Source organism: Salmonella sp. 32031103-2018-00083-FB-01-SM-01 (genome assembly GCF_017571995.1).
Lineage (GTDB): Bacteria > Pseudomonadota > Gammaproteobacteria > Enterobacterales > Enterobacteriaceae > Salmonella > Salmonella enterica.
Window position 1 is genome coordinate 1258968 of record NZ_JAGEQL010000001.1, and the last position, 21539, is coordinate 1280506.

The window sequence follows — 21539 nt, forward strand, 5'->3', positions numbered from 1 at the left end:
ATTTTTCGGCTGCGCCCCAGGGCGCAGTCTGACCTTTTATTTATTGACTGTTCTGCACCAGGAAAGAGAAACGTTAAAAATTTAACATTTTCTGCTATTAAGATGGCAGAAGCACGACTTCGTCAACTCAGCGCTTCTCTTTTTCACGTTTATTCGCCAGGATTATTAAAGTTGTTATGTTGTATCAATATTCTGGAGCTGACGTGACCAAAACCAATCTTATTACTGGATTTCTCGGTAGCGGAAAAACCACCTCTATCCTTCATTTATTAGCCCATAAAGATCCGGCTGAAAAGTGGGCCGTCCTGGTTAATGAATTTGGCGAAGTGGGTATTGACGGCGCGCTGCTTGCCGACAGCGGCGCACTGCTAAAAGAGATCCCCGGCGGCTGCATGTGCTGCGTCAACGGATTGCCTATGCAGGTGGGGCTCAACACGCTGCTACGCCAGGGCAAACCTGACCGGTTGCTGATTGAACCAACCGGACTGGGGCACCCAAAACAGATTCTGGATTTATTAACTGCGCCGGTTTATGAGCCGTGGATTGATTTACGCGCCACGCTCTGCATCCTTGACCCTCGCCTGCTACTGGACCAACAGAGCGTCGCCAATGAAAATTTCCGCGATCAGCTCGCCTCAGCCGATATTATCATCGCCAATAAAACCGATCGCGCCACGGCGCAGAGCGATGCCGCCCTGCAACAGTGGTGGCGACAGTACGGCGGCGATCGCCAACTGATTCATGCCGAACATGGACAGATAGACGGTAAGCTTCTGGATTTACCACGACAAAATCTGGCGGAACTGCCAGCCAGCGCCGCGCATTCTCACACTCATGCCAGTAAAAAAGGACTCGCCGCGCTAAATCTGCCCGCCCAGCAGCGCTGGCGACGCAGCCTCAATAGCGGACAAGGTCATCAGGCCTGCGGCTGGATTTTCGATGCCGATACCGTGTTTGACACCATTGGCCTCCTCGAATGGGCTCGTCTGGCGCCGGTGGGCCGGGTGAAAGGCGTTATGCGCATACAAGAGGGGCTGGTACGCATCAATCGCCAGGGCGATGACCTACACATCGAAACACAGAGTGTCGCGCCGCCGGATAGCCGGGTTGAACTTATCTCAAACACAGAAACCGACTGGAATACGTTACAGACGGCCTTGTTGAAGCTTCGTTTAGCGACGCACGCGTAAGGTTGCCACCGTTTAAAAACTATGGCGAAATGACGATGAAAACCCGCTATTCCTTGATAATTCTGCTTAATGCCGCCGGTCTGGCGCTGTTTTTGTCATGGTATCTCCCCGTCAATCACGGTTTCTGGTTCACCATTGATTCCGGCATATTCCACTTCTTTAACCAGAAACTGGTGGAAAGCCACGCGTTCCTCTGGTGGGTCGCTATTACCAATAATCGGGCGTTTGACGGCTGTTCGCTGCTGGCGATGGGCGGACTGATGCTCAGTTTCTGGCTAAAAGAAGACGCGTCGGGTCGGCGGCGCATTGTGATAATCGGATTGGTCATGCTGCTAACAGCGGTGGTGCTTAACCAACTCGGTCAGGCGCTGATCCCCGTCAAGCGCGCCAGCCCAACGCTCTCTTTTGAGCATATTTATCGTGTCAGCGAGTTGCTGCACATCCCGACAAAAGACGCGTCAAAAGACAGTTTCCCAGGCGATCACGGTATGATGCTGCTGATATTTTCCGCCTTTATGCTGCGTTATTTCGGCAAAACGGCGGGGATTATCGCCCTTATTATATTTGTGGTTTTCGCGTTTCCGCGCGTTATGATTGGCGCTCACTGGTTCACCGATATTGTGGTCGGGTCGCTCACGGTTATTTTGATTGGCCTCCCCTGGTGGCTGATGACCCCGCTCAGCGACCGGGCGATAGCGCTTTTTGAGAATTATCTCCCGGGCGGAAATAAACAAATTTTAAACAAATAACCCATGTAATTAACATTACCTTCAGCGATAGTTTTACATCGTTGAAGGTAATTTATGATGATATTCCCCCAGCCCATCATTTTTCGGTCATATTATTCCTCTGCAAAATGAACAGGTTGCACGATTTTTAAACGATCTGCGCTTAATTTGACCCGTGCTGATAGTTCACTTTTCGTATCATAAATTCTTATAAAAAATCACGCGAAATCGCTCGCAATGACAGCAACAATCGGGTAATCTCAAACTCGTTTTGCCTCGCCAGATAATTATTCTCATTGCGAATAAATTTGTGCGTTCCGCCACAGATTTGTGCACAAAGAATTGTCTCAAGCTGTGCAGGTAATTAGTCTCATCACGTTTGGCATTTTTATAACGATATTTATCGTTAAGGACTTCAAGGGAAAACAAACAACATGGTCAAATCTCAACCGATTTTGAGATATATTTTGCGCGGGATTCCTGCGATTGCAGTTGCGGTTCTGCTTTCTGCTTGTAGCACAACCACCAATACCGCAAAGAATATGCATTCTGAGACGCATGCTGTGGGCAATAGCGATAGCTCTTCACTGCAAGCCTCTCAGGATGAATTTGAAAATATGGTGCGTAACCTCGACGTTAAGTCGCGGATTATGGATCAGTATGCTGACTGGAAAGGCGTGCGTTACCGCCTGGGCGGCAGCACTAAGAAAGGCGTCGACTGTTCCAGCTTTGTACAGCGCACCTTCCGTGAACAGTTTGGTTTAGAGCTTCCGCGTTCAACCTATGAACAGCAGGAAATGGGCAAAGCAGTTTCACGCAATAACCTGCGTACGGGCGATCTGGTTCTGTTCCGCGCCGGTTCCACTGGTCGTCATGTCGGTATTTATATCGGCAATAACCAGTTTGTCCATGCGTCTACCAGTAGCGGCGTCATTATCTCCAGTATGAACGAACCGTACTGGAAAAAACGCTACAATGAAGCGCGTCGAGTTCTGAGCCGCAGTTAATCTTCATCAGGCAGCACCTCCCTTGGCTTACCTGATGAGACGACATAAAAAGCACTGCTTCGGCAGTGCTTTTGCTTATTATCCCTTCTGAACCCATTTTGCCGAATGGCGACGTGTCGCCTCTTATCCAGCCTACCACACACGAACGTAGGCCTGATAAACATAGTGCCATCAGGCATTCAGGTCGTTTCCCCCAACGGCTACTGCGACAATACGCTTTCCTGCGCATCACAGAAAAGCATGACTATCCGGGGTAATCCAGGCTATAGTCTTATAAATCAACCAGATTAACCGGCATCCGCCTTTTCAGGTCACACCAGGAATTATGCTTACACGCGACTCCTCTTCCGGTCGGAAAATCCTGCTTACCTGTATCATTACGGGGATGGCAGCAGCATTACTTATTGGTAGCCTGCAATTTTTCCTGTCGTGGCATAAACGGGATGTTAAATACAATACGCTCCTTTCTGATGTACAACATTACCTGGCCAGCTATTTCGCCGACCTGAAAGCCACCACCGATATTCTTCAGCCGTTGACGATCAACACCTGTCAGCAGGTTAGCGCAGAACTTACCTCAAGAGCCGCTTTTAGCCTTAATGTCCGCGCCTTCTTATTGATTAAAGATAAAAAAGTGTTTTGCTCTTCCGCCACTGGCGCCATGAATATGCCGCTTCAGCAACTGGTACCGGATATAGATATCCGCAAAGACGTTGCTATGGCGATTCTGCCCGGCACGCCAATGATGCCCAACAAACCGACAATGGTGATTTGGTATCGGAACCCATTATTAAATGACAGCGGCGTATTCACATCGCTGAATATTAACCTGACGCCCTACTTACTCTATACCACGCGCCAGGACGATTTTAACGGCATCGCGCTGATTGTCGGCAATACCGCGCTGTCGACTTTTTCTTCGCGTCTGCTGACCGTCGCGGAGCTGCCGGGCGCGCCATCACGACAGGCAACTATCAACGGCCTGCCGCTTAAAATACAGCTTTATGCCGATAGCTGGACCTACAATGACTTATGGTATGCGTTGATGCTGGGCTGCATTAGCGGCATCGTAGCAGGGTTTATCTGTTACTTTATCTATGCCCTCAGGACGCGACCGGGCAAAGAGATTTTAACGGCGATCAAACACGAGCAGTTTTATGTGGTTTATCAGCCCGTCGTCGATACTCGTACGCTGAACGTCACCGGGCTTGAAGTCTTACTGCGCTGGCGTCACCCTACGGCAGGAGAGATTCCGCCGGATGCCTTTATCCACTATGCCGAAGCGCAGCAACTTATCGTACCGTTAACGCAGCATCTGTTCGAGCTGATCGCCCGCGACGCGCCCACGCTACAGAAGGTGATGCCCGTCGGTGCCAAATTTGGCATTAACATCGCGCCGGAACATCTGCACAGCGACAGTTTTAAAGAGGATATGCACCGGCTCAGGGACGCCCTGCCCGCGCACCATTTTCATATCGTGCTGGAAATCACTGAACGCGATATGCTTCAGCAGTATGAAGCGGCCAAACTGTTCGAATGGCTGCATTCCGCCGGGTTTGAAATCGCTATAGATGATTTCGGTACAGGCCATAGCGCCCTGATTTATCTGGAGCGATTTACTTTAGATTATCTGAAAATCGATCGCGGCTTTATCCAGGCGATCGGCACGGAAACCGTCACGTCGCCGGTTCTGGATACCGTGCTGACGCTCTCCAGACGCCTGAATATGCTGACGGTGGCCGAGGGCGTTGAAACGCCGGAGCAGGCCCGTTGGCTACGCGATCACGGTGTTAATTACTTGCAGGGGTACTGGATTAGCCGTCCTTTACCCCTAAAAGATTTCGTGCTGTGGATGTCGGCGCCTTCCGTGCCTGAATGGTAGTCCCCTTACGGTTTTAACGGATTCACATCAGACGCAACGTCACTTATTATTCAGCGAAACGCCTGCCGGTTTGCAGCGGGCAATACGATAAGGAAACCGCCTTCAGATGATTGCGCGCGTAATGCTTCTGCTTGTCGCACTGGTTAGCGCTGGCGCCCAGGCCCAGGAAATCAAAGAAAGCTACGCTTTCGCCGTACTCGGCGAACCTAAGTATGCTTTTAACTTTGATCACTTTGATTATGTGAATCCTGCTGCGCCGAAAGGCGGTCAGATGACGCTTTCCGCCATTGGTACGTTCGATAATTTCAATCGCTATTCGCTGCGCGGCAATCCCGGCGTACGTACCGAAGCCCTTTACGATACGCTTTTTACCACTTCGGATGATGAACCCGGAAGCTATTACCCGCTGATTGCCGACCATGCCCGCTATGCCGCCGACTATTCCTGGGTGGAAATCTCGATTAACCCCCGCGCTCGTTTTCACGATGGCACGCCCATTACCGCCCGCGACGTAGCCTTTACCTTTCATAAGTTTATGACCGAAGGCGTACCGCAGTTCCGTCTGGTCTATAAAGGTACTACCGTGAAGGCGATTGCGCCTTTAACCGTGCGAATTGAGCTGGCGAAGCCTGGTAAAGAAGACATGCTTAGTCTGTTTTCACTACCGATCATGCCCGAAAAATTCTGGAAAAATCACAAACTCAGCGATCCGCTTTCAACGCCGCCCTTAGCCAGCGGGCCATACCGGATTACTCAGTGGAAAATGGGCCAATACATTGTCTATTCACGCGTCAAAAACTACTGGGCGGCTAATCTGCCGGTCAATCGTGGACGTTTTAACCTCGACACTATCCGCTACGATTACTACCTTGATGACAATGTCGCTTTCGAGGCGTTTAAAGCGGGCGCATTTGATCTACGGCTGGAAAACGACGCTAAAAACTGGGCAACGCGCTACATCGGTAAAAATTTCGATAATCATTACATCATTAAAGAAGAGCAGAAAAACGAGTCGGCGCAGGACACACGCTGGCTGGCCTTTAATATTCAGCGCCCGGTATTTAAAGACCGACGGGTACGTGAAGCCGTCACCCTGGCCTTCGATTTTGAGTGGATGAATAAAGCGCTGTTCTATAATGCCTGGAGCCGAACCAACAGTTACTTCCAGAATACCGAGTACGCCGCCAGAAATTATCCTGACGCCGATGAGCTGGTATTACTCGCGCCGATGAAAAAAGATCTTCCTCCTGAAGTCTTCACTCAGATCTATCAGCCGCCGGTCTCTAACGGCGACGGCTACGATCGCGAAAATCTTCTTAAAGCTGACGCCTTGTTGACGCAGGCCGGATGGGTGATCAACGGACAGCAACGGGTCAATAGCGTCACCGGTAAGCCTCTGACGTTTGAACTTCTCCTTCCTGCCAGCAGTAATAGCCAGTGGGTTCTGCCCTTCCAGCATAATCTTCAGCGTCTGGGCATTACGATGACTATCCGTCAGGTTGATAATTCTCAACTCACCAACCGGATGCGTAGCCGCGACTATGACATGATGCCGAGGCTATGGCGGGCGATGCCCTGGCCCAGCTCCGATCTACAAATCTCATGGGCGTCGGAATACATTAACTCCAGTTATAACGCTCCCGGCGTACAAAGCCCGGTGGTGGATAAACTGATCGCGCAAATTATCGCAGCGCAGGGTGATAAAGCGAAACTGGTGCCGCTGGGACGGGCGCTGGATCGCGTTCTGACCTGGAACTATTACATGCTGCCGATGTGGTATATGGCGCAAGACAGGCTCGCCTGGTGGGATAAATTCTCCCATCCGGCGATTCGCCCGGTATATACCATCGGGTTAGATACCTGGTGGTATGATGTCAACAAAGCCGCCAAACTACCGGCAGCCAGGAGGTAGTAAGAATCAATGGGCGCCTATCTTATCCGCCGTCTGTTACTGGTGATCCCCACGCTATGGGCCATTATTACCATTAACTTTTTTATCGTGCAGATCGCTCCCGGCGGCCCTGTCGATCAGGCGATTGCCGCGATTGAATTTGGCCAGGGCGGCGCGTTGCCCGGCGCCAGCGGCGAAGGCGTTCGCGCCAGTCATGCGCAAACCGGCGTCGGCAATATCAGCGACAGCCATTATCGCGGCGGCCGGGGACTCGATCCGGAGGTGATCGCGGAGATCACCCATCGCTACGGCTTCGACAAACCGCTGCATGAGCGTTATTTCAAGATGCTACGGGACTATCTCTCTTTTGACTTCGGCGACAGTCTGTTTCGCAGCGCATCCGTACTAACGCTGATCAAAGACAGCCTTCCCGTCTCCATTACCCTGGGATTATGGAGCACGCTGATTATTTATCTGGTGTCTATCCCGCTGGGGATTCGCAAAGCCGTCCATAACGGCAGTCGCTTTGATGTGTGGAGCAGCGCGTTTATCATTATCGGTTATGCGATCCCCGCCTTTCTGTTTGCTATTTTATTAATCGTCTTTTTTGCCGGCGGCAGCTACTACGATATTTTTCCGCTACGTGGCCTGGTCTCCGCCAACTTTGACACATTACCGTGGTACCAAAAAATCACCGATTATTTGTGGCATATTACGCTGCCGGTGTTGGCGACCGTCATCGGCGGTTTTGCCGCCCTGACGATGCTGACGAAAAATTCGTTTCTCGACGAGGTGCGTAAACAGTATGTCGTTACCGCTCGCGCTAAAGGCGTGAGTGAAAAAAACATTCTCTGGAAACATGTTTTTCGTAACGCCATGCTGCTGGTGATCGCCGGGTTTCCCGCCACTTTTATCAGTATGTTTTTCACCGGCTCGCTGCTAATTGAAGTCATGTTCTCGCTCAACGGCCTGGGGCTGCTGGGTTATGAAGCAACCGTTTCGCGCGACTATCCGGTGATGTTCGGCACGCTTTATATCTTTACCCTGATCGGCTTATTACTGAATATCCTGAGCGATATCAGCTATACGCTGGTCGATCCACGCATTGATTTTGAGGGACGATAATGCCGCGATTAAGCCCGGTCAATCAGGCCCGCTGGGCGCGTTTCCGCCATAATCGCCGGGGCTACTGGTCACTATGGATTTTCCTGATCGTGTTCAGCCTGAGCTTATGCGCGGAACTGATTGCTAACGATAAGCCATTGCTGGTGCGCTATGAAGGCCAGTGGTATTTTCCGCTGGTAAAAAATTACAGCGAGCGCGATTTCGGCGGCCCGCTGGCGACAACGGCAGATTATCAGGACCCCTGGCTACAACGGCAACTTGAGAATCGGGGCTGGGTGTTGTGGGCCCCCGTACGCTTTGGCGCCAATACCATTAATTTTGCCACCACGCAGCCTTTCCCCTCCCCGCCTTCGGCGAAAAACTGGCTGGGCACCGATGCGAATGGCGGCGACGTTTTCGCCCGCATCCTGTACGGCACCCGCATTTCTATTTTATTCGGCCTGATGTTAACGATTTGCTCCAGCGTCATGGGCGTACTGGCGGGCGCGCTACAGGGCTATTATGGCGGCAAAGTCGATTTATGGGGGCAACGTCTCATCGAAGTCTGGTCGGGGATGCCGACCCTGTTTCTGATTATTTTACTTTCCAGCGTAGTGCAGCCTAACTTCTGGTGGCTGCTGGCCATAACCGTACTGTTTGGCTGGATGAGTCTGGTGGGCGTGGTGCGCGCCGAGTTTTTACGGACCCGCAATTTTGACTATATCCGCGCCGCGCAGGCGCTTGGCGTCAGCGATCGTGACATTATCCTGCGCCATATGTTGCCTAATGCGATGGTCGCTACCCTGACATTTTTACCGTTCATTTTATGTAGCTCCATCACCACCCTGACGTCGCTGGATTTTCTGGGATTTGGTCTGCCGCTTGGCTCCCCTTCTCTCGGCGAACTTCTTTTACAGGGGAAAAACAACTTACAGGCTCCCTGGCTGGGGATCGCCGCCTTTCTGTCTGTCGCCATTCTGCTATCGCTGCTGATTTTTATCGGCGAAGCGGTACGCGACGCCTTTGATCCTGCTAAGGCGGTATAAGATGACATCTCCATTGCTTGCGATTGAAAATTTATCGGTAGGTTTCCGTCAGCAACAGCACGTGCGCCCTGTCGTTAACGCCATTTCGTTACAGGTGAACGCCGGGGAAACGCTGGCGCTGGTCGGCGAGTCCGGGTCAGGAAAAAGCGTGACGGCGCTTTCCATTCTGCGTCTTTTGCCTACCCCTCCCGCCGTCTACCTCTCCGGCGATATTCGCTTTCACGGCGAATCATTGCTTCATGCCAGCGAGCAGACGCTACGCGGCGTACGCGGCAATAAAATCGCCATGATTTTTCAGGAACCGATGGTTTCACTTAACCCGCTGCATACGCTGGAAAAACAGCTCTATGAAGTGCTGTCGCTCCATCGGGGAATGCGTCGGGAGGCGGCAAGGGCGGAGATGATCGGTTGTCTGGATCGGGTCGGTATCCGCCAGGCGAGCCAGCGTCTGCGCGATTATCCGCATCAGCTTTCCGGCGGCGAACGCCAGCGCGTCATGATAGCCATGGCGCTGTTAACACGGCCGGAATTACTGATCGCCGATGAGCCGACCACCGCCCTCGACGTCTCCGTACAGGCGCAGATTTTATCTCTACTGCGGGAACTCCAGCGCGAGCTCAATATGGGATTGCTGTTTATCACCCATAACCTCAGCATTGTAAAAAAACTGGCGGATTCGGTGGCGGTAATGCAACACGGCAAGTGCGTAGAGAACCAACGCGCCGACACGCTGCTCTCCGCGCCGACCCATCCGTACACGCAAAAACTACTCAACAGCGAACCCACAGGCGATCCGGTTCCGCTCCCCGCCGGGCAGACGCCGTTGCTGGAGGTGGACAGGCTGCGCGTCGCCTTCCCGATCCGCAAAGGCATTCTGAAGCGCGTCGTGGATCATAATGTGGTGGTTAACAATATCAGTTTCACCCTGCATCCAGGCGAAACGCTGGGTCTGGTCGGCGAGTCAGGATCGGGAAAAAGTACCACCGGTCTGGCGCTGTTACGGCTTATCCGCTCCGAAGGCCGCATCGTGTTTGACGGTCAATCGCTGGATACGTTAAACCGCCGCCAGCTTTTACCTGTTCGCCACCGTATCCAGGTCGTATTCCAGGACCCGAACTCATCGCTAAACCCGCGTTTAAACGTCTTGCAAATTATCGAAGAAGGCCTGCGCGTCCACCAGCCTACGCTTTCAGGCGCGCAGCGCGAACAGCAGGTGAAAGCGGTCATGATGGAAGTCGGCCTGGACCCGGAAACGCGGCATCGTTACCCCGCTGAGTTTTCCGGCGGCCAGCGTCAACGTATCGCCGTCGCCAGGGCACTGATTTTAAAACCTTCGCTTATTATTCTGGATGAACCGACCTCATCGCTGGATAAAACCGTTCAGGCGCAGATTCTTGCCCTCCTGAAATCGCTCCAGCAAAAGCACCGTCTGGCCTATATCTTCATTAGCCACGATCTGCATGTAGTACGCGCGCTGTGCCATCAGGTTATCGTGCTGCGACAGGGGGAGGTGGTTGAACAGGGGCAATGCGAGCGCGTGTTTACCGCACCGCAACAGGCCTATACACGTCAGCTACTCGCGTTAAGCTGACGCCTAAAAAGGATTATTGTTAGAAAAAGGTTCCGCTATCGCTACGCCGAAATTTTTCAGCCGACAGGTGGCGGCAAACTCATCCTGACGATTAACGAACAGGCACGGTTCCCCTTCGCACTCCAGCACGGAGCAAGGAACTTCAATATCGCTTAGCGCCTGGCTGAGCTTATGCATCACTGACCACGCGCTATCGCCTGCCGGACTCAACAGTTTAAGCGCCACCAGACTATTCTCGGTGCTCTGCCCGTTTTGCGGAATCGGTTCAACCTTTGACCCCGCAAAACCCGCCGACCAGCGATAGTTTTGCGGCAGACGGTGAACAATTGAGAGCTGTAATGTATTCACTTTCTTTCCCCGGAAGCACAATTACTTCACAATTTAATTACATTTATATTAACACATCATTGACAACCCGTCCTTAAACAGATTGCTAACGCCCTTCTCTCCGTCAGTGGCTCTACAGCAAGCGGGAGTTAAAATAGTTTTACCGACGCGGAGATAGCGGCGGGCTATATGTACCCGTTTCTGCGATCTAACTCAACCTTTTTAACTACAATGATGTGACTTTTTACATAAATGGATTTTACATAAAATAAACATAAATGAGGAAAATGATGAATTGGTAATTGATATGCATCAACTATGAAAGCCGTTTGGCTTTGCCATCGTGTAGCGGATAGCGTCCCCCAACGCCGCCTGCGCATTCTCAGTCGCCATTGAGGGACAGCGCGCCCGTCACCGTTTTTTGGGACGGCTGGCGTAGAGATAAAACAGAATGGAACAGGCGGCGCAAAGCGCAATCGACCAGATCATCGGCCACGCACTGGTAAAGGTAGCCAGCGACAGCAACGCGCCGACGATAGCGCCAATACCAAAGCGGAAAGTGCCCGCCAACGAAGACGCCGTTCCGGCCATATGCGGAAACTCATCCAAAATGACCGCCATCGCATTGGACGAAACCATCGACACACAGCCGACAAACGCCGCAACGCCGACCACCAGCGCCCAGAATCCAATGCCCATCAGCGCGCTGAAAACCATCCACACCGCCATCGCAAACTGAATCCATAACCCGGCCCGAAACATGTTTAGCGCCCCTACCCGTCTGACAAAACGGCTGTTGATAATCGTCATCACAAACAGAAATACGATGTTCAACGCGAAGTAGTAGCCGAAATCCTGCGGCGGAACATGATTAATTTCGATATAAACAAACGGCCCCGCGCTCAAAAAAGAGAACATACCGGCAAAACTAAACCCGCTCGCCAGCATATAGCTCAGTACGCGTTTGTGGCGAAACAACGCGGCAAAGTTACCTATTGTGGTACGAATATGAAAAGGCTGACGCCGCTCAATGGGCAGCGTCTCTTTAATCAAAGCAAAGATCATGACTGACGCCAGAATCGCCGCAATGGCCAGTATCCAGAAGATATAGTGCCAGCTTAACCATACCAACACCCAGCCGCCGACAATGGGCGCCATTAACGGCGCTATCGTAGTGACCAGCATGACAAATGACATCATGCGCGAAAACTCTTCCTTTGGATAAATATCCCGCATCAGCGCATTGATGACGACGCTTGCCGCTGCGGCCGCCAAACCGTGAAAGAAACGCATCACGATCAGTTGATCGATAGTCTGCGCCAACGCACAGGCGACCGCCGCAGCGGCAAATACCAGCGTCCCGCCCAGGATGACCGGCTTACGCCCGAGGCTATCTGCCATCGGTCCATAGATAAGCTGACCCAGCGCAAACCCCAGAATATAGGTACTGAGCGTCATCTGCGCGCTACCGGCAGGCACGCCGAATTGCGCAGAAATCACCGGCAGCGCTGGAAGATACATATCAATCGACAGCGGCATTAACATGGCCAACAGGCCAAGAATAAAGACAATGGCAAAGGAAGAGTGCTGCCGGGTGGTCACATCGAACTCCTGAATTTAACGAGATAGTTAGCCGACGCTGGCGATTTCTTCTTCAGTCAACGGGCGGTACTCGCCGGGAGCCAGATTCTCATCCAGCGTAATGGCGCCAATCCGTTCGCGGTGCAGTTCCACAACGCGATTGCCTACTGCGGCAAACATCCGCTTCACCTGATGATAACGGCCTTCGCTGATGGTCAGACGGACCTGCACAGGCGTTATCACCTCCAGCGTAGCGGGTTTAGTGAGATCTTTTTCATTATGCAACTGCACGCCTTTCGCAAATTGCGCTGCCGTATCGTCGGCCACCGGCGACTCCAGGGTCACCAGATAGGTTTTTTCACAGTGATGGCGCGGCGACGTAATACGGTGCGACCACTGACCGTCATCTGTCATTAACACCAGACCGGTAGTATCGATATCCAGACGTCCTGCGGCATGCAGCTTATACGCCACCGGCTCATCCAGGAAATACAGCACCGTTGGATGATCGGGATCATCGGTTGAACAAACGTATCCCTGCGGCTTGTTAAGCATAAAATAGCGTGGCCCGTGTTGCTGCGCTAAGGGATTGCCGTCATACGCAACCGCATGTTCCGGGAGCAGTTTGAAGGCCGCATTTTTAATGATGTCGCCATCGACGGTAACGCGGTTACCACGAATTTCACGCCCGGCAATAGCGCGGCTGACGCCAAGCTGCTGAGCGATAAATTTATCAAGTCGCATGTGTGTGATTTAGCCTGTAATAATACGGAAATCGGGCATTCTACCCGAAAAAAGGGAATTGCTATCCGCTCAGTATAGCGGGCTAACTATATCCCTCAAGGGAAATGATTCATGGCATACTATTCCCGGAACCGTTTAACGTAGTGAGACCATGATTTTTACACTCCGCCCCTACCAGCAAGAAGCCGTAGACGCCACGCTCAGCCACTTTCGCCGCCACCGTACGCCCGCCGTGATTGTTCTGCCGACCGGCGCAGGTAAAAGCCTGGTGATCGCCGAACTGGCGCGCGTCGCCCGCGGACGGGTACTGGTGCTGGCGCATGTGAAAGAGTTGGTCGCGCAGAACCACGCCAAATATTGCGCGCTGGGGCTGGAAGCGGATATTTTCGCCGCCGGACTCAAACGTAAAGAGAGTCAGGGCAAAGTCGTGTTCGGCAGCGTACAGTCGGTGGCGCGTAATCTTGACGCCTTCCAGGAGGAGTTTTCGCTGTTGATTGTCGATGAATGCCACCGCATCGGTGACGATGAAGACAGTCAGTATCAGCAAATCCTCACTCACCTGAGTAAAGTTAATCCTCACTTACGTCTGCTTGGGCTCACCGCCACGCCCTTCCGCCTCGGAAAAGGCTGGATTTATCAATTTCATTATCACGGTATGGTGCGCGGCAACGACAACGCTCTGTTTCGCGACTGTATTTATGAACTGCCGCTGCGCTATATGATTAAACACGGCTATCTGACGCCGCCTGAGCGGCTTGATATGCCAGTGGTCCAATACGATTTCAGCCGCCTGCAGGCCCAAAGCAATGGGCTGTTCAGCGAAGCCGACCTGAACCGCGAGCTGAAAAAGCAGCAGCGGATTACGCCGCACATCATCAGCCAGATTATGGAATTTGCGCAAACGCGCAAAGGCGTGATGATTTTCGCCGCCACGGTCGAACATGCGAAAGAGATTGTCGGTCTGCTTCCGGCGGACGACGCGGCGCTGATTACCGGCGATACGCCAGGGCCCGAGCGCGACGCGCTGATTGATAATTTCAAGGCGCAGCGTTTTCGCTATCTGGTTAACGTCTCGGTGCTGACCACCGGCTTTGACGCCCCACACGTTGATCTCATCGCGATTCTACGTCCCACCGAGTCAGTTAGTCTTTACCAACAAATTGTCGGGCGTGGTCTGCGCCTTGCGCCGGGAAAGACCGATTGCCTGATTCTTGATTACGCAGGCAACCCGCACGACCTGTATGCCCCGGAGGTCGGTAGCCCGAAGGGAAAAAGCGATAACGTCCCTGTCCAGGTATTTTGCCCGGCCTGCGGCTTTGCCAACACCTTCTGGGGGAAAACCACTGCCGACGGCACGCTGATTGAACACTTTGGCCGTCGCTGCCAGGGCTGGTTTGACGATGACGACGGCCATCGCGAGCAATGCGATTTTCGCTTTCGCTTCAAAAACTGCCCGCAGTGTAATGCCGAAAACGATATTGCCGCCCGACGCTGCCGGGAATGTGGCGCCATTCTGGTCGACCCGGACGATATGTTAAAAGCGGCGCTCAGGCTCAAGGATGCGTTAGTCCTGCGCTGTAGCGGAATGACGATGCAGCATGGGCAGGATGAGAAAGGTGAATGGCTGAAAATCACTTACTATGACGAGGACGGCGCGGATGTCAGTGAGCGCTTCCGCTTGCACACGCCCGCCCAGCGTACCGCTTTCGAACAGCTATTTATTCGCCCGCATACGCGCACGCCCGGCGTTCCTTTACGCTGGATCACGGCGGCGGATATTGTCGCGCAGCAGGCGCTGTTGCGGCATCCCGATTTTGTGGTCGCGCGGATGAAAGGCCAGTACTGGCAGGTGCGTGAAAAAGTGTTCGACTATGAAGGCCGCTTCCGCCGGGCGCACGAATTACGTGGTTAATTGTACTTTTCATTGATGTAACGGCGATTTGAGTATAGAATCCCGCCCGCCTTTGCATACGCAAAGCAGATCACTTACCTGTTGCTGGGTCGCCTGTAGCAGGAATTATTAAAGAGAGATTTAAATGTTTACTATCAACGCAGAAGTACGTAAAGAGCAGGGTAAGGGTGCGAGCCGCCGCCTGCGCGCCGCTAACAAGTTCCCGGCAATCATCTACGGCGGTTCTGAAGCCCCGATTGCTATCGAACTGGACCACGACCAGGTGATGAACATGCAAGCTAAAGCTGAATTCTACAGCGAAGTTCTGACCCTCGTTGTTGACGGTAAAGAAGTAAAAGTTAAAGCTCAGGCTGTACAGCGTCACGCTTACAAACCGAAGCTGACTCACATCGACTTCGTTCGCGCGTAATCGCCTGGAAGTTGAAGAAAAACCCCGCCCCGGCGGGGTTTTTTTATGGAATTTAGTTCGCGGTAAAGATGAATCACACTTGCCGGATAAGGCGTTTCCTCCCCCATCCGGCAAGCGACTTTATTTCCCGCCCGACGTGCGTCGCTGCAACTGATCGCGCAAATTCGGCGGCGTCCCTTTGATAGTCAGGGTATCGGTCGCCGGGTCCCAGAAAATCCGCTCGCCCAGCAGCATCGCATCAAAGTTAATCGTTAACCCGCCGCCGCTGCCGGCATATTTGGTTAACTGGCGTAGCGTACTGCGATCTGCCGGGAAGCTCTCTTCCAGCTCATAGCCTTTTTCGGCGGTAAATTCGCTGAAGCTGACTTCACTGACGCCGGAAAGCTCTTTAGACAGCGATTCCAGCTCAATCTCTTCCCCGGCTTGTAACTGCTCGTTGCAGTAGCTGTACACCTGCTGGCGCACGTTCTGACGTTCTGCTTTATCCAACTGCGCTTCTGCGGTGAAATCATCCACTGCCTGCAACAGGCCGCGATTCTGCGCTTTGGCGTTCAACCCTTCGCTGGCGCCGAGGAAATCCATAAAGAAGTCAGCGACCTTGCGCCCTACCCGACCTTTGAGAAACGTCAGATAGCGGGTCGATTGCGGATTAGTTTCCCACTCGGTAAGATCGATACGCGCCACGATATCCGCATGGTTAATATCAAGATAATGCGTCGGGTTAATGTCCAGATTTTCATTGACCCGCATACTGCTCAGGTTGTTCAGTACCGTAACCAGCAGATACTCCACCGCCAGGTAACGATAATGGCAGAACAATACAATGCCGCCGTCCGCAAAGGGATATTTCGCCAGTTCGTCACGCAGGCGTCCGGTCGCCGCCCGGCTAAAGGCAAGAAAATCTTCTTCCCCCTGACGTTGCAACCGCAGCGCTTGCGCCAGTTCACTCTCTTCATTAAACAGGCCATACGCCTTATTCTTGGCGCTATAGACCCGATGCAGTTCAGCCACCATCTCGACAACGGTGGTTGTCGGCTCCAGCAATGAATCGCGCAAGACCAGCTCAAGATTTTGCTCTTCGCGCTTGATAAGCTGGTGCAGGGCAATCTGGTTGATATCCAGACTCATGATAAACTCTCCTTTAAGACCGGGCGGTATTCAACCACCGCCTGCCGGAAGACGCAAGCAATCGCCCTGCCATTTCAGGCGTTATCCGTAACGCGAATGATTTAGGGGATAAAAATGCAGAAAAAAAACTGTTGCTACGGTAATATGTTGCCCTTTCATGAACAAACAGATTTTGATTTATGCCACAACTCTCCCGCTATAGTGATGAACATGTTGAACAACTGCTGAGCGAACTGCTCAGTGTACTGGAAAAACATAAGGCGCCGACCGATCTTTCCCTGATGGTGCTGGGAAATATGGTCACCAACCTTATCAACACCAGCGTTGCGCCGGCTCAACGCCAGGCGATTGCGAACTCTTTTGCCCGCGCCTTGCAGTCTTCGATTAGCGAAGACAACGCGCACTAAAAAGCCGACTCCGGAGAAACAAGCGACAGGTATGGTAACTCATCGTCAGCGCTACCGTGAAAAAGTCTCCCAGATGGTTAGCTGGGGGCACTGGTTCGCTCTGTTCAATATACTGTTGGCTACGTTGCTCGGCAGCCGTTACCTGTTTGTCGCCGACTGGCCGACAACGCTTGCGGGTCGCATATACTCCTACCTGAGCATTGTCGGGCACTTTAGCTTTCTGGTGTTCGCCACCTATTTGCTTATTCTTTTTCCGCTCACGTTTATCGTGATGTCCCAGCGGCTGATGCGGTTTTTATCAGCCATTCTGGCGACCGCGGGTATGACGTTGTTGCTTATCGACAGCGAAGTCTTTACCCGTTTTCACCTGCATCTTAACCCCATTGTCTGGGAGCTGGTCATCAACCCTGACCAGAACGAAACGGCGCGCGACTGGCAGCTTATGTTTATTAGCGTGCCGGTTATCTTATTGATTGAGATGCTATTTGCGACATGGAGTTGGCAAAAGCTGCGCAGTCTCACGCGCCGCCGCCATTTCGCAAGGCCGCTTGCGGCATTCTTTTTCGTCTCCTTTATTGCATCGCATCTTATCTACATCTGGGCAGACGCTAATTTTTACCGGCCGATTACCATGCAGCGGGCAAACCTGCCGCTCTCTTATCCGATGACGGCGCGACGTTTTCTTGAAAAACACGGTCTGCTGGATGCGCAGGAATATCAGCGCCGTCTGGTAGAGCAAGGCAATCCGGAAGCGGTCTCCGTACAGTACCCGCTCAGCAATTTGCACTATCGCGATATGGGCACCGGTCAGAATGTGCTGCTCATTACCGTAGACGGCCTGAACTATTCTCGCTTTGAGAAGCAGATGCCGGAGCTGGCTACATTTGCCGAACAAAATATCGACTTCACCCGTCATATGAGTTCAGGGAATACCACTGATAACGGTATTTTCGGCCTGTTCTATGGCATATCGCCAGGCTATATGGATGGCGTGTTATCCACCAGAACCCCTGCGGCGCTCATTACCGCGTTGAATCAGCAAGGCTACCAACTGGGACTGTTTTCTTCGGATGGTTTCGCCAGCCCGCTTTACCGTCAGGCATTACTGTCCGATTTCTCGATGCCGGCAGCGCAGACGCAGTCTGATGCGCAAACGGCCAGCCAGTGGATAGACTGGCTTGGGCGCTACGCACAGGAAGATAACCGCTGGTTCTCATGGGTATCGTTTAACGGTACTAACATTGATGACAGTAATCAGAAGAATTTTGTTAAGCGTTACGCCAGCGCCGCCAGCGACGTGGATGCGCAAATCAATCGGGTTCTGAACGCGCTGCGAGAGGCCGGTAAATTCGACAATACCGTCGTGATCATTACCGCAGGACGCGGCATACCGTTGACGCCGGAAGAAAATCGCTTCGACTGGTCGCAAGGTCATCTGCAAGTACCGCTGGTGATCCACTGGCCGGGGACGCCTGCGCAGCGTATTAATGCGCTTACCGATCATACCGATGTAATGACCACGTTGATGCAACGCCTGTTACATGTCAGCACGCCAGCGAACGAATATTCACAGGGCCAGGACATCTTTACCGTTCCACGTCGCCATAACTGGGTAACGGCGGCAGACGGCAGTACGTTGGCAATCACGACGCCGCAAATGATCCTGGTGCTCAATAATAACGGTCATTATCAGACCTATAATTTACACGGCGAGAAGATCAAAGATCAGAAGCCGCAGCTCAGTCTGCTGCTGCAAGTGCTAACAGAAGAGAAACGTTTTATCGCTAACTGATTAATTATAAATCAGTTAGCACCGTTTCCCCTTGCATTCGCGTTGGAAAGAGGTAGTATTAGCACCCACAAGTCGGCACGTAGCGCAGCCTGGTAGCGCACCGTCATGGGGTGTCGGGGGTCGGAGGTTCAAATCCTCTCGTGCCGACCAAAATTCCCCTTAAAAACCAGCCTCTCAGGGCTGGTTTTTTTATGCCTGCAATTAAAAAGTTAGCTGATGCCAGAGACGTTATTTTGCATGAACTGATTTTGCATGAACTGATCGGACATCTTTCCTGTGCAGTGGTCACAGTAAAGTCAGTGCAGGCAAATAACGTAAACCATGTTTGTACTAAAACAGAAAAAGCGCATCTACACCCTATGCTGGAAGAAATGTTCGCAGTGGCAGGTAAATGAGTAAGCAATCTGTCGCAGCAATAATAAAACGTTCTGGTAAGGTAAATGGCTTACCACTTCTTTGTCACTAACAATTAGCCTCCCTGTCGCCATAGGGCCGATAACGATCGGCTAGTCACAACACGTTTTTGTAGACAACGTACTGTGATTAATTACTCCTTCAGCCAGCAACTCGCTAATTGTTATTCAACTTCAGAAATTATAACTAATTGAAGCACCTACAAAATTATGCCCTGAATTTTTATCCGTGAGTGATCCATTCGAGAAATGCCGAATATAAGCTTCTGTAGAAAAAGCCCCAAAGTTCCAACCAAGAAACGCTTTTTCCCCAAAGGTAAATGCAGAATTGACACGCATATCATCTCGCGACTTAGATTTTATATAAGCCCCCAGACCAATACCGGTATAGATACCAGCGAAATGAACCAGCGCCACATCCTTCGAGATACCCAATACGCCCTGGTTATATTTATTGCAGGGAACGCTGCCAGAATGTTTACTGCAATCATCGTTCCCCTTAGCCTTAAATCCTCCTAACTCCAGATTATTTCTTGCCTGTAAAAAGAAAAAATCGCTGGGTTCACTGTATGTCAGAAAAGCCGTATATAAGTGCTCAACCCCTCCTCTCCTTATACTTTCTCCCCCAGCAAAAGAGATCTGATGTTTGTTTCCCTTACCAAAAAAAACATTATCATTAGCAGAACATGCGAATGCACAAAGTAATAATAGATATATAAATATTCTCTTCATATACACTCCATCACCATTTCAATGTCAATAGCTATTTTTAACCGACTAATATATTTAAAATTTTCTACGCCACGCTTACGCTCACAGAAACGGCTGATATAGCATCCAGTATTAATATTATTTTCATAATTACTCCAACCAGCATTATTGATGCAAACAGGCTGGACATGGACTGTGTGCAGACATCGAAACATACTCACTACGCTTTCCCCTTGAGTCGCCCCAATGGGTGCTCAAAACGCCGCGAGTGTTGTTCAGGCACATCCAGGATAAGTTATAAGTGAACGACTCTCATTCCTGACCACATTTTCATTTATGATAAGAATATCGTCAGAATCTCTTTATCGCATAAAAATATCTCTACTATTGACTTGATATTTAATTTAACAGATGTCGCGGTTTATTCGTTCTGCTCAGATGTATTTCATTGACATTAATAAAACAATAAATAAATTCAATTAAAATAATTTGTTAATAATGACAAGCTTTAGACGCCATGACTTTTAATAAGGAATTTCCTGTCAGTAAAGATAGTCTGGACTTACGGGTGCAAGGGCGCAGCAACATATGCCACATTTCTGTTATGTCACATTGTCCGAAAAAAGCATCCAGACCAGTATTCAACCTCAGGGAGTATTCTGTTTTCTCTCACAACGGGTTGTTTTATCCTTTCTATCGTTCAGCTAATTACTAGCCTGTCACAGGTTTTACTACTTACCCATGCACTAATTAGGGTAAAATTTACGCGCTTGACAATGTGGCAAATCTGGACGATTTCCGCGCTGAAAACAATAATCATTCTAATAAAACTCAGGAGATATAGCATGCCTGAAGTAACACCTTTTCAGGTGCTTATTGTGGACGACCATCCACTTATGCGGCGAGGTATTCGTCAATTACTGGAACTGGACCCGGCTTTTCATGTCGTTGCCGAAGCGGGTGACGGGGCGAGTGCGATCGATCTGGCGAATCGCATTGAGCCCGATCTGATCCTGCTGGATCTGAATATGAAAGGTCTGAGCGGGTTAGATACCCTGAACGCGCTACGCCGGGATGGTGTGACGGCGCAAATTATTATTCTTACCGTCTCGGATTCCGCCAGCGACATCTACGCGCTGATCGACGCCGGCGCCGACGGTTATCTGCTCAAAGATAGTGATCCGGAAGTGCTGCTGGAGGCCATTCGCAAAGGCGCTAACGGCGGTAAAGTCTTTAGCGATCGGGTCAATGAATATCTGCGTGAGCGCGAACGGTTTGGCGCGCAGGAAGATCCCTTTAGTATCCTGACCGAACGAGAGTTAGATGTCTTGCATGAGCTGGCGCAGGGGCTTTCTAACAAACAGATTGCGTCAGTACTGAATATTTCTGAGCAGACGGTTAAGGTGCACATTCGTAATCTACTTCGCAAACTAAACGTGCGCTCGCGCGTCGCGGCGACCATTCTATTTTTACAAACACGCGGAATGCAGTAACAAGCCAGGCCCGGTGGCGCCACGCCACCGGGCCGTCAGGGTCTTATTTCTCCTGGGCCAGCCGGATACTGCGCTCTATCACCGCCCGCCGGGCGTCACCCGCCGGCAGCAGCTTCAGCATCATCTCCCAGGCCGCCACCGCCTCATCAAAGCGCTGCTGCTCAAAGGCGCTGAACGCATACA

General features: G+C 51.5%; 19 protein-coding genes, 1 tRNA gene and 2 pseudogenes. 16 read left to right on the forward strand and 6 right to left on the reverse strand.

All coding sequences use genetic code 11. The features are described 5' to 3' along the window. Positions 1 to 203 precede the first annotated feature (203 nt). The 8 genes from J4614_RS06290 (at position 204) to yejF (ending at position 10439) form a co-directional block, all read left to right on the forward strand. Positions 204 to 1190, forward strand: a complete 987-nt coding sequence (locus J4614_RS06290; protein ID WP_000169350.1) for a GTP-binding protein — start codon at positions 204 to 206, stop codon at positions 1188 to 1190. A 29-nt stretch (positions 1191 to 1219) separates the two neighbouring features. Further along, positions 1220 to 1939, forward strand: a complete 720-nt coding sequence (locus J4614_RS06295) for a phosphatase PAP2 family protein (RefSeq protein WP_000178091.1) — start codon at positions 1220 to 1222, stop codon at positions 1937 to 1939. 413 nt (positions 1940 to 2352) lie between these two features. Next, positions 2353 to 2925, forward strand: a complete 573-nt coding sequence (gene mepS, locus J4614_RS06300; protein WP_000241015.1) for a bifunctional murein DD-endopeptidase/murein LD-carboxypeptidase — start codon at positions 2353 to 2355, stop codon at positions 2923 to 2925. A gap of 325 nt (positions 2926 to 3250) precedes the next feature. Further along, the gene (locus tag J4614_RS06305; RefSeq protein WP_183052754.1) at positions 3251 to 4807 is read left to right on the forward strand and encodes a cyclic di-GMP phosphodiesterase; all 1557 of its coding nucleotides are present in this window, start codon (positions 3251 to 3253) and stop codon (positions 4805 to 4807) included. A 106-nt stretch (positions 4808 to 4913) separates the two neighbouring features. Further along, entirely contained in the window at positions 4914 to 6719 is a 1806-nt protein-coding gene (locus tag J4614_RS06310; protein WP_023201575.1) for an extracellular solute-binding protein, read from the forward strand. A 9-nt stretch (positions 6720 to 6728) separates the two neighbouring features. Beyond that, positions 6729 to 7823, forward strand: coding sequence for a microcin C ABC transporter permease YejB (locus J4614_RS06315; protein ID WP_000501623.1), 1095 nt, complete (start codon positions 6729 to 6731; stop codon positions 7821 to 7823). Continuing rightward, positions 7823 to 8848 (forward strand): ABC transporter permease, encoded by a 1026-nt coding sequence (locus J4614_RS06320; RefSeq protein ID WP_001137748.1) that lies wholly within the window; start codon positions 7823 to 7825, stop codon positions 8846 to 8848. The genes J4614_RS06315 and J4614_RS06320 overlap by 1 nt, the downstream gene beginning before the upstream one ends. A gap of 1 nt (position 8849) precedes the next feature. Beyond that, positions 8850 to 10439 (forward strand): microcin C ABC transporter ATP-binding protein YejF, encoded by a 1590-nt coding sequence (yejF, locus tag J4614_RS06325; RefSeq protein ID WP_000203619.1) that lies wholly within the window; start codon positions 8850 to 8852, stop codon positions 10437 to 10439. A 3-nt stretch (positions 10440 to 10442) separates the two neighbouring features. Here yejF and J4614_RS06330 read toward each other — a convergent pair whose 3' ends face one another. From J4614_RS06330 to rsuA, 3 genes are all read right to left on the reverse strand, one after another. Then, positions 10443 to 10787, reverse strand: coding sequence for a YejG family protein (locus J4614_RS06330; RefSeq protein ID WP_001094639.1), 345 nt, complete (start codon positions 10785 to 10787; stop codon positions 10443 to 10445). A gap of 390 nt (positions 10788 to 11177) precedes the next feature. Next, the gene (locus J4614_RS06335) at positions 11178 to 12368 is read right to left on the reverse strand and encodes a Bcr/CflA family multidrug efflux MFS transporter (protein WP_000213344.1); all 1191 of its coding nucleotides are present in this window, start codon (positions 12366 to 12368) and stop codon (positions 11178 to 11180) included. A gap of 27 nt (positions 12369 to 12395) precedes the next feature. Beyond that, positions 12396 to 13091, reverse strand: a complete 696-nt coding sequence (gene rsuA, locus J4614_RS06340) for a 16S rRNA pseudouridine(516) synthase RsuA (protein ID WP_001234836.1) — start codon at positions 13089 to 13091, stop codon at positions 12396 to 12398. Positions 13092 to 13242: 151 nt separating this feature from the next. Here rsuA and J4614_RS06345 point away from each other — a divergent pair, with 151 nt between their 5' ends. Next, positions 13243 to 15003: a DEAD/DEAH box helicase gene (locus J4614_RS06345; protein WP_000578117.1), complete on the forward strand. Its 1761-nt coding sequence runs from the start codon at positions 13243 to 13245 to the stop codon at positions 15001 to 15003. Positions 15004 to 15127: 124 nt separating this feature from the next. Next, positions 15128 to 15412 (forward strand): 50S ribosomal protein L25, encoded by a 285-nt coding sequence (rplY, locus tag J4614_RS06350; protein ID WP_000494192.1) that lies wholly within the window; start codon positions 15128 to 15130, stop codon positions 15410 to 15412. Positions 15413 to 15532: 120 nt separating this feature from the next. Here the strand turns inward: rplY and yejK are convergent, their stop codons facing one another. Further along, a complete protein-coding gene (gene yejK / locus J4614_RS06355; protein WP_000050813.1) occupies positions 15533 to 16540 on the reverse strand; it encodes a nucleoid-associated protein YejK in 1008 nt (335 codons plus the stop codon). Positions 16541 to 16719: 179 nt separating this feature from the next. Here yejK and J4614_RS06360 point away from each other — a divergent pair, with 179 nt between their 5' ends. From J4614_RS06360 to J4614_RS06375, 5 genes and pseudogenes are all read left to right on the forward strand, one after another. Beyond that, entirely contained in the window at positions 16720 to 16947 is a 228-nt protein-coding gene (locus J4614_RS06360; RefSeq protein WP_001135904.1) for a YejL family protein, read from the forward strand. 31 nt (positions 16948 to 16978) lie between these two features. Then, positions 16979 to 18739, forward strand: a complete 1761-nt coding sequence (yejM, locus tag J4614_RS06365; RefSeq protein ID WP_001629999.1) for an LPS biosynthesis-modulating metalloenzyme YejM — start codon at positions 16979 to 16981, stop codon at positions 18737 to 18739. A gap of 73 nt (positions 18740 to 18812) precedes the next feature. After that, a tRNA-Pro gene (locus J4614_RS06370) sits at positions 18813 to 18889 on the forward strand. Then, positions 18845 to 18937: pseudogene (locus J4614_RS22020) on the forward strand (hypothetical protein); the annotation flags it as partial. The gene J4614_RS06370 and the pseudogene J4614_RS22020, both read left to right, overlap by 45 nt. Then, the gene (locus J4614_RS06375) at positions 18931 to 19134 is read left to right on the forward strand and encodes an MsgA-like virulence protein (RefSeq protein ID WP_023213884.1); all 204 of its coding nucleotides are present in this window, start codon (positions 18931 to 18933) and stop codon (positions 19132 to 19134) included. The pseudogene J4614_RS22020 and the gene J4614_RS06375, both read left to right, overlap by 7 nt. Before the next feature lie 192 nt (positions 19135 to 19326). Here J4614_RS06375 and pagL read toward each other — a convergent pair whose 3' ends face one another. Then, positions 19327 to 19890 carry a lipid A 3-O-deacylase PagL gene (pagL, locus tag J4614_RS06380; protein WP_000281871.1) on the reverse strand — a complete coding sequence of 188 codons (564 nt, stop codon included), beginning with the start codon at positions 19888 to 19890 and terminating at the stop codon, positions 19327 to 19329. An 818-nt stretch (positions 19891 to 20708) separates the two neighbouring features. Between pagL and narP the strand changes: the two genes are divergently transcribed. Continuing rightward, positions 20709 to 21356 carry a nitrate/nitrite response regulator protein NarP gene (gene narP / locus J4614_RS06385; RefSeq protein ID WP_001115498.1) on the forward strand — a complete coding sequence of 216 codons (648 nt, stop codon included), beginning with the start codon at positions 20709 to 20711 and terminating at the stop codon, positions 21354 to 21356. A 43-nt stretch (positions 21357 to 21399) separates the two neighbouring features. Here the strand turns inward: narP and J4614_RS06390 are convergent. Beyond that, a pseudogene (locus J4614_RS06390) lies at positions 21400 to 21539 on the reverse strand (cytochrome C biogenesis protein); the annotation flags it as partial.